Raw genomic sequence first — 8326 nt, 5'->3', positions numbered from 1 at the left:
ATTAAAATTTATCTCAGTCAAACTTTGGCTGAAATTTGGATTTGTCATAATTGTTAATACATTTAAACCAATCACGGGCAACGAAACCAAAAGTGCTGCCAAAATCCGCATAATCAAATTGCTAAAATAGAAGATCTCGCTTTTAACCGGTAATAAACGGTATTCATTCTTGCTCCAAGTCCGATTAATTGAGACTATTACTTTGCAAACACTGGCAGTCACAAAAACTACTATGAAAAAAAGCAAGCAGCCACTAATCAAAACATTTAGTCGTTGTTGATTCTGATTAAGAAATATCACCATGGCAAACCAGAGGACTTCTGCCACAAGCCAGCCACAAGCCAAAACAAAATCTCTTTTGATTTCCATTTGAAAAAAGATTCGGCATATTTTCTTTGTTTTCAACATCACTTACTGCCTCCGATCTTCTAAATAAAGCTGCCGATAATATTCTTCAACGCTCAAACCTTCTTGAACACGAATTTCTTCAACATCACGATAAGCCAATAAGCGACGATCTTTTAAAATCATCACATCATCGATGATTTGCTCCAACTCATTTAAATGATGGGTAGCAATAATCAAAATTGCATCCGGCCCGATCCATTTGATCAAACTTGAAATTATCTTGTCACGGCTGAAAATATCAACCCCGCTTAAAGGTTCGTCCAACAAATAAAGTTTTGTTTTGCGGGCTAAAGTCAAGGTAATAACAAATTTTTCGCGACTACCTTTTGATAAATCGCCTAACCGCTGTTCTGGGTCAAGCTGCATGAATGTCAAAAGTTTTTCAGCACGCTGACGATCAAAATCAGGATAGCCTAATTCATAAAAGTCGATTATTTTCATCAAGGAACTTTTTTTGGAAAAACCTTCTAAACTATCCGAGTAAGAGACAAATTGTTTACGTTTTTCATCGACCACTCCATTTAAATTGACGACTCCGTGATAACCCTTATTTAAATCACAGATAATTCTTAACAATGTTGTTTTGCCAACACCATTTTCACCTAATAAAGCAACAATTCGCCCCCACGGAATCTTAACTGTGATATTGGTTAAAATTGGTTTATTTTGGCGCTTAAAAAAAATATTTTTTAAAATTAATCCATCATTTTCCATTTTCTTGGTCCCCCCTGCTGCTGATCAACTTCAGTTAAAATTCGAATGATTTCCGCCAAACTTAGATACGGTCGCAGCCTTAGCAAATACTTTTCAGTTGTTACACGGATTTCCTGCTGCTTTAAATCTTCAATCCGCGCTTGCTCAGTCGTTACAAAATTTCCTTGCCCTCGCCGGGTTTCAATAATTTTAGCAGTAATTAACTCCTTCAACGCATTTTGAATCGTTCGCGGATTAGTCGTTAGCTCATCAGCCAACTCACGCACTGAAGGAATTTTTTTACCGAGTGGATACGTGCCAACAATGATCCGCTGAATCAGCAGATTTTTGACTTGTAAGTAAATTGGAATGTTAGCCGCAAATTTCATTTTGATCACCTCATCCAGTCATACTGTTGTACTTATATACTACACTAATACATACTGGCTGACAAGTATAAAAAAAACAGCAAAATATTTTGCTGTTTTCATCATCTAAAAATTTAATTTATTAAACCTCTTATCTTTACTGAGCTGTCAAAAAAGTAACTAGTTGCTGCTTTAGTTTACCAGCGAGTGGGCGGTTAGACTGATGATAACTGGCTAAGTTGTCGGCTCGATCAGTCGGGTCCACGATTTTCAAAACCTGGTTCATTTGTTCAATTACCACTAACCTAGCAGTTGGTGCGGCCTTCTTAAGTAAACTGGGCATCAGCAACGGAAACCTGCAAATCAGCGGTTCCTTGAACTATTAAAATTGGCAGCTTCAATTGAGCTAACTTGACTGGCGAAGCAAACGTCAAAAATGATTGCAGATAAGGTTGAACACTAGGTCGAAAGCTGGCCTGTAATTCAGGCGGAACAGTTGATACCAAACGATTGACAGTCAAATTTGCCAATATCTGGAGACTCTGTTGCAGTAACTGGGGCTGACCGGCTAATTGCTGCTTTAACTGGGCAGCTAGCTGCATCCTGGTGTTGCCAATAAGATCAATCCAGCTACTTGAAACTGCTTTAAATTATTAGTTTGCCCGCTGAGAAGATTATTGCCATCTCGATCGGACCGGACCCAGCAATCAGCAGAACGATTGCCGGCTTAGTTGGCTGCGCTGGCAGTAATAAACTCTTCGTTAGCTTTCCAGGCGTAACTTTGATTGCAACTGTTCGTTCACTAAATCCAACCATTTCCAACCTCCAGTCTTAATTTGCTAAAACTCCTAGAATTGTGATCAGTCCTAAAAAAGCAATCAGATAGACCCAGCTAAGTTGGTGAGCCATGTTGAAGGTAAAACCTAAACCACTCCTTTTCTGGACAAAAATTGCTGGATCATTACGATTATAGTAAATCATCCCCCAAATCCAATTAGAGTTATCATCGATAATTGGACCATGTGGTTTCTTGCGGCGAATAAACAACCAAAAAAACAGTAACGGCAACCCAATCAACAACGGCAAACTGAATAAGCCAAGGAAATTCAGCCAGGTTGTTAAATGGTTGACTTTTAATAATGGCGTCAGCAAAATAATTTGGCTCATCAAGCCGGCAAAGATCATAAAAAAGTAAATGCTGCGCCGAAAATGATAATAACCGGGAGTTGCTTGCGGACTACCATGGACAGAAGCAGCCTGCCGCGTCAAATAGCCAGTTACAATAAAGGTCACTGCCAGCAAAACCTGGTTAGCTAAAATTAACCAGCAAGCTCGCTGCTTGGGCAACCAACTGTCAGGACCGTTCAGCGAATAATGAATTGGCAAGCTAGCCGGCAATACCTGATAATTGGTCACAGCTAAATAACCAGCCAGCAACGGCATGACTAATAAAAATCCTAACCACCAAGGAGATAACTGATTAGTAACTAATTCTTTCAAATCAACGGTCACTCGCTTTTTTGTCTGTAAATGATTAGTCGGCTGTTGTTCTTGCCAGCGCCAAACTAACCGATGAAAAACGCCAAAAGCAATTATCCCTAACAATAAGATTAGTGGTAAGCCAATGATGATCAGATTGATCGCTGAACCAAAGCTTTGCACGCTGAAGTTAATCATGATTCCAACCAGGCAAATCAAGCCAAAATATAGCCAGCGTAATTTTTTTAAATAACTGGCTGTCCAGAATTCATTTTGACTAAAAACCACTCCAAAAATCACATTTTTTCTCGTTAGCCAAGGCTCAAATGCTATCAACAAAACCAAGAGCAACCAGCTGATCTCCAAAACTTGTCCCTGTTTCATACTGTCTTCCCCGCTTTCAACTGTTGGTAGGTCTGAATAACTAACTGTTGCAGTGCCGAACACGAAACTCCCTGAGCAACTGCCTCAGTAACTGCTTGCTGAAAAGATTTTTTAGTTTGTTGCAAATTTTTTGTTGATGGCTGGACAATGATTGCACCTCGGCGTCCCAGCAGATCAATAAATCCTTCCTGAGCAAGTTGTTGATAAGCCTTGTTAACGGTATGCAGATTAACCTGCAACTGATTTGCCAAAGCGCGGATCGTTGGCAACTTCTCTCCCGGTCGAACCAAACCGGCCGCTACTTGAGCTACGATTTGGTTACGAATCTGTTGATAAATCGGTATAGATGATTGTAAATCAACTGTCAGCAACATTGGCTCACCTCCCTAAGTAAATGATTTATTTTTGCTATATTTGTTATATAACAAATATAGCAAAATATCAAGTGATCCCCCAAAATTTAGAATTTCTTGTTTTCAAAACTGAATTTTTCTTGCAATTCTTTTAAGATATTTTTAGAATATTTAATGTTATTGTTTAAAAGAGAGAAGTCGAAAATTGAAATCTTTAATTGACAGATTGCATTCCAAACCACCAAATATCTTTTAGTTTTAATTTAAACAATAAAACTTATTTGGAGGAAAAAATGGAATCAACACTTGAAAATAAACATTATATTAGTTGGCCAGTAATTGCTTTTTTAGATTTTGTGACAATTATTGGTTTTGATGATATCCTTTACCCACTGCAAAACCAAGGATTATCAGTTGTCTTTACCTGGGCCTTTATGGTCTTTGCCTTCGTGATCCCATATGAAATGTCAGTCAGTCAATTAGGTGCCACTTTTACCGACCAAGAAGAAGGTGGCTTGTCCTCCTGGGTTCGGCACAGTGCCAACGATACATTAGGCTATTGGACCGCATGGATGTATTGGGCTGCTAGTTTGCCTTACATTGTTGATGTGGCAAATTCAGTGATTGTTTCATTCAGCTGGTTAGTCTTGGGTGACAACTCGCTCGGTCAGCGGATGTCGAATTTTATGTTTGGCTTATTGACGTTTATCATTATTTTAATTTTTATTCTGCTGCAAAATATTTTCAAAAAGTCAATGGAGGTTATGGCGACACTCGGCGGCGGTGCAATGTTTTTAATGACCGTCTTATTTGTGATTATGACAGGTTATTCGCTTGCAAATGGTGGAAAAATTGCTACGCAGCCGTTTAATTTCAGCTCATTTATCCCGCATTTTAGTCTGCAATATTTTTCAACGACCGGGTTGCTGATGTTTGCCGTTTGTGGAGCTGAATTAGTGGCACCTTATTTGATCAGAATGCGCCATCCGCAAAAAGATTTTCCTAAAGCAATGTGACTAGTGGCTTTCATGACCGCTTTTTTAACTGTTTTTGGAACTTTTTCACTGGCAATCTTCTTTAATGCCAACCATTTACCTGATGATTTAAAAATGAATGGTTCGTATTATGCTTTTCAGATGCTGGGTGAACGTTTAGGCCTGGGAAATGTCTTACTTTATGTCTTTACTGTCGTCCAGGCAATCTACATGATGGCTCAATTGGCCGTTTTGTTAGATGCTGCCAGTTGGGTCATTGCCGGTGACACCGCTACTAATTTCATGCCACGTTGGTTGAGTAAACGCAATAAAAATGGTCGACCATTGCATAGCTACGTTTTGACGAGCGGGCTTTGCTTATTCCTATTGTTGATGAGTGGAACTTTGCCAAACATCAATTCAATTTTCAATTGGCTGTTAAATTTGAATGGAATTGTCTTTCCTTTTAAAAATTGTTGGATCTTTTTGGCCTTTATTGCTGTCCGCTGGCAATCTGATCGTTTTCATTCGTCATTTGTTTTCATTAAGAACAAAGCCGTTGCAATTGCGGTCGGTGTTTGGTGTTTTATCTTCTCATTTGTTTGTGCCATGATGAGTTTTATCCCGCAGGATTCAAATTTGGTACACCAGCTTATGATCACCAGCTACTGATGAATTTATTCTCAGTTTTTGTGCTCTTTGGATTTGGTTTAATCATGCCACTGCTGGCACGAATTGAAAAAAAGCAAGTCATTGATAAAGCTAACTAAATTAAAACAAGCAGTAATTAGCGAGTGATCCAAACTTGCTAATTACTGCTTGTTTTTATATCGAATTAAGTAAATACCAGACAGCGCCAAGTACCAGCGTCAAAGCTACTAGCGTTCCGAGAATATCATGGAATGCATGCCAGCGAATACTTTTGGGACTCCAAAACAAAACGCTGATTGCCCCGCCAACTAAACCACCCAAATGGCCAGCAATATCAACTGACGGCATAAACAAGTTGAAAACCAAGTTAGCAACAATCAAAACAACAGCACCTTTGCTTAGTTCCGTAAATTGATGCTTAAAACCGCTAACCACTTGCAACAAAGCAATTACTGCAAACAGTCCAAATAAAGAAGTCGATGCTCCAGCTGAAATCGTGTTGGGTTTAAAAAAAGCACTAATCAAATTCCCGCTAAAGCCGCTAAAAAGGTAGATCAGTAAAAACTTGAAGTGTCCATATACCTCTTCAACAATTGTTCCAGCATACATTAAGGCTGCCATATTAAAAGCAATGTGGTAAATCGTTACATGCAAGAAAATTGGCGTGAATAAACGCCACCATTCACCAGCGATGATATCTGGATTCCAACGCGCTCCAAGTTGCTCCAAAACCTGACCATTGATATTGAAGCTGCCACTCAGCAAAACTTCAACCAGATAAGCGACTACGGTTACAAACAAAATCGCATTCGTCATCCAATTTCCATGGAAATATTTTCTAAAAAGACCGTAAAGTGGATATTTACGACGATAATACCAATCAGGCATTTTTACTTTATTATTCTGCATATTTTCAATCCTTTTTTAGTCAAATTAAGGGCCGTCACAATGACAGTCCCTAAATTCTTGATTTAGTCTAATGGTGTTTGAAACAAGCGCTGACTCAACGTGATTTCAGCTGGATCTGGATTACTATTATAGAAAGTAACTTTACCCTGATCAACTGCAGGATTCAACAAATCAGCCTTAGTCAAAACCCGTTGCAATTCACGAGCCGCTCCAGATCCACCATCGATGATCCTAGGCTGAGTGCCAACAACTTGTTCTAAAGCCGGTTTAATAAATGGAAAATGAGTACAGCCTAAAACAATTGAGCTTAATTTACCTAAAGGTGCCAGCAAATCAGTTAAATAAGCCCGAACTTCTGGGGTATTGAGATCCCCCTTTTCCACATATTCAACTAACGCCGGAGCTGGAACCTTGATCAACTTGGCTTGATCTTGATAACGTTCAAACAGTTTTTGCAGTTTAACCTCTCGTAATGTCAACTCAGTAGCCATCACAGCAATGTTGGTTTGAGGAAATTGTTCAACAGCTGGCTTAACAGCCGGTTCTAAGCCGACAACTGGCAGTTTAGGATAATGTTGACGGATCTGCTGAATAGCCGCACTGGTAGCTGTATTACAAGCAATAACTAAGGCCTTAACCTGGTGCGAGAGTAACTTTCTCGTGACTGCCAAACTTAGCTGGCGAACCTCAAGTGTTGACCGCGTACCATATGGAGCATTGGCTGAATCACCATAAAAAACATAATTTTCATGTGGCAATAATCGATACAGTTCTCTTAAAACACTAATGCCACCAACTCCTGAGTCAAAAACTCCTACCGGTCGATTATTAACTGTATCCATTAATTGATTACCTCACTTATCTTTGGGACTGACTTTCGCTTGCTTATTGAATTTTGCAACATATTTCCTGATGGCTGCAGCTGCTCGTTGCAGTTTTTCCATACTAGCTGCATAACTGATCCGGACATAGCCTTCCCCGCCTGGTCCAAAGGAAATCCCTGGAATCAAAGCAACTTTAGCATTCTGTGCTAATGAACGAACAAACTTCCATGAATCTTGAAGACAACCTGCTGGAATCTTAGCAAAGAGGTAAAAAGCACCATCCGGACTAGCAATCTTAAAACCAGCAGCGGTCAATTCTTTGATCATAAAATCACGGCGCTTAGCATATTCGCTCTTCATCGTTAAGCTGTCTTTCTTACCATTAGTCATCGCCTCTAAAGCTGCATATTGAGAAATCGTTGATGGTGAAGTCACCATATATTGATGTGATTTAACAACTTGTTGCGTAAATTCTTGCGGTCCCAAAATATAACCAACTCGCCAGCCAGTCATCGCATGTGATTTTGACAGACCAGTCAGCACAATACTACGTTCAGGCAAAATCTCTCCGATTGAAACATGCTGCTTTTGATAAGTCAATTCCGCATAAATTTCATCACTGATGACCCAAAAATCATAATCACGGGCTACTTGGGCCAGTTCTTCCAGTTGCGCTCTCGAGTATGTCACCCCCGTTGGATTGCATGGATAATTTAAAACCAAAGCTTTGATTCTCGCTAATGGGTGTTCCTCAATAACTTTCCGCAGCCTTTTCCCAGTTAAAATAAAGCCATCCCGGCTTGTATCAACTAAAATTACCCGTCCATCATTGATTTTGGTATCAGGAATATAGATTGGAAAAATTGGGGTCGGCACAATCACGGTATCTTCAGGATTAAGAATTGTTTGCAAACTAGCAGCAATTCCTTCTGTTGCACCAATCGTTGTTACTACCTGATCCGATTGATAATTCAAATTGAATTTTTTATTATAATAGGCAGCAGTAGCTTGGCGCAAAGCGGGAAAACCAGCATTCGAGGTATAGTGAGATTGGTTATCATTAATCGCTTTGATCGCAGCCTGCTTAATATGTTCCGGCGTATTAAAATCCGGTTCACCCAGCGTCAATTTAATGATTCCTGGAATATCGCTAACTTCACTATCAAATTGGCGAATATCAGAAACGGCAATTGCTTCGATTTTCTGATTAAACTTTTCTTTTACCATAATTTTTACTCCCTGCATCGGATAATTAATTAAATCTAATTAATATTATAGCACGC

General features: G+C 39.4%; 11 protein-coding genes and 1 pseudogene. 1 reads left to right on the top strand and 11 read right to left on the bottom strand.

What is annotated here, in order from left to right; translation table 11 throughout:
* The 8 genes from ON15_RS02980 to ON15_RS02955 all read right to left on the bottom strand — a co-directional run.
* Positions 1–411, bottom strand: a 411-nt coding sequence (locus tag ON15_RS02980) for a hypothetical protein (protein ID WP_141567384.1), incomplete at its 3' end; no start/stop codon positions are given.
* Entirely contained in the window at positions 412–1122 is a 711-nt protein-coding gene (locus tag ON15_RS02975; protein WP_010579999.1) for an ATP-binding cassette domain-containing protein, read from the bottom strand.
* The gene (locus ON15_RS02970; RefSeq protein ID WP_010579998.1) at positions 1104–1490 is read right to left on the bottom strand and encodes a GntR family transcriptional regulator; all 387 of its coding nucleotides are present in this window, start codon (positions 1488–1490) and stop codon (positions 1104–1106) included. The genes ON15_RS02975 and ON15_RS02970 overlap by 19 nt, the downstream gene beginning before the upstream one ends.
* A gap of 136 nt (positions 1491–1626) precedes the next feature.
* A complete protein-coding gene (locus tag ON15_RS11200; RefSeq protein ID WP_010579997.1) occupies positions 1627–1812 on the bottom strand; it encodes a hypothetical protein in 186 nt (61 codons plus the stop codon).
* The gene (locus tag ON15_RS11195; protein ID WP_010579996.1) at positions 1796–2071 is read right to left on the bottom strand and encodes an alpha/beta fold hydrolase; all 276 of its coding nucleotides are present in this window, start codon (positions 2069–2071) and stop codon (positions 1796–1798) included. The genes ON15_RS11200 and ON15_RS11195 overlap by 17 nt, the downstream gene beginning before the upstream one ends.
* A 43-nt stretch (positions 2072–2114) precedes the next feature.
* A complete protein-coding gene (locus ON15_RS11720; protein WP_156397538.1) occupies positions 2115–2285 on the bottom strand; it encodes a hypothetical protein in 171 nt (56 codons plus the stop codon).
* 15 nt (positions 2286–2300) lie between these two features.
* Positions 2301–3332, bottom strand: coding sequence for a DUF5808 domain-containing protein (locus ON15_RS02960; protein WP_010579995.1), 1032 nt, complete (start codon positions 3330–3332; stop codon positions 2301–2303).
* Positions 3329–3706 (bottom strand): GntR family transcriptional regulator, encoded by a 378-nt coding sequence (locus tag ON15_RS02955; RefSeq protein ID WP_010579994.1) that lies wholly within the window; start codon positions 3704–3706, stop codon positions 3329–3331. The genes ON15_RS02960 and ON15_RS02955 overlap by 4 nt, the downstream gene beginning before the upstream one ends.
* A 272-nt stretch (positions 3707–3978) precedes the next feature.
* Between ON15_RS02955 and ON15_RS02950 the strand changes: the two are divergent.
* Positions 3979–5429 (top strand): annotated as a pseudogene (locus ON15_RS02950) (APC family permease).
* A gap of 55 nt (positions 5430–5484) precedes the next feature.
* On the opposite strand, the gene ON15_RS02945 reads toward ON15_RS02950, so the two are convergent.
* The 3 genes from ON15_RS02945 to ON15_RS02935 all read right to left on the bottom strand — a co-directional run bounded on the left by ON15_RS02945 (position 5485) and on the right by ON15_RS02935 (position 8270).
* Entirely contained in the window at positions 5485–6219 is a 735-nt protein-coding gene (locus tag ON15_RS02945) for a rhomboid family intramembrane serine protease (protein WP_010579991.1), read from the bottom strand.
* Positions 6220–6281: 62 nt separating this feature from the next.
* Positions 6282–7061, bottom strand: coding sequence for a glutamate racemase (gene murI, locus ON15_RS02940; protein WP_010579990.1), 780 nt, complete (start codon positions 7059–7061; stop codon positions 6282–6284).
* A 12-nt stretch (positions 7062–7073) separates the two neighbouring features.
* A complete protein-coding gene (locus tag ON15_RS02935) occupies positions 7074–8270 on the bottom strand; it encodes a pyridoxal phosphate-dependent aminotransferase (RefSeq protein WP_010579989.1) in 1197 nt (398 codons plus the stop codon).
* Positions 8271–8326: the final 56 nt, after the last annotated feature.

The sequence above is a fragment of the Liquorilactobacillus vini DSM 20605 genome, assembly GCF_000255495.1.
Lineage (GTDB): Bacteria > Bacillota > Bacilli > Lactobacillales > Lactobacillaceae > Liquorilactobacillus > Liquorilactobacillus vini.
Note: the sequence above shows the minus strand (reverse complement) of the source record. Positions and strands in the feature narration are given on the sequence as shown.

Bases quoted from the DNA above. Each gene is read 5' to 3' on its own strand.
- ON15_RS02975 (WP_010579999.1), bottom strand. From the start codon at position 1,122: ATGGAAAATGATGGATTAATTTTAAAAAATATTTTTTTTAAGCGCCAA.
- ON15_RS02970 (WP_010579998.1), bottom strand. From the start codon at position 1,490: ATGAAATTTGCGGCTAACATTCCAATTTACTTACAAGTCAAAAATCTG.
- ON15_RS11200 (WP_010579997.1), bottom strand. From the start codon at position 1,812: ATGCCCAGTTTACTTAAGAAGGCCGCACCAACTGCTAGGTTAGTGGTA.
- ON15_RS11195 (WP_010579996.1), bottom strand. From the start codon at position 2,071: ATGCAGCTAGCTGCCCAGTTAAAGCAGCAATTAGCCGGTCAGCCCCAG.
- ON15_RS11720 (WP_156397538.1), bottom strand. From the start codon at position 2,285: ATGGTTGGATTTAGTGAACGAACAGTTGCAATCAAAGTTACGCCTGGA.
- ON15_RS02960 (WP_010579995.1), bottom strand. From the start codon at position 3,332: ATGAAACAGGGACAAGTTTTGGAGATCAGCTGGTTGCTCTTGGTTTTG.
- ON15_RS02955 (WP_010579994.1), bottom strand. From the start codon at position 3,706: ATGTTGCTGACAGTTGATTTACAATCATCTATACCGATTTATCAACAG.
- ON15_RS02945 (WP_010579991.1), bottom strand. From the start codon at position 6,219: ATGCAGAATAATAAAGTAAAAATGCCTGATTGGTATTATCGTCGTAAA.
- murI (WP_010579990.1), bottom strand. From the start codon at position 7,061: ATGGATACAGTTAATAATCGACCGGTAGGAGTTTTTGACTCAGGAGTT.
- ON15_RS02935 (WP_010579989.1), bottom strand. From the start codon at position 8,270: ATGGTAAAAGAAAAGTTTAATCAGAAAATCGAAGCAATTGCCGTTTCT.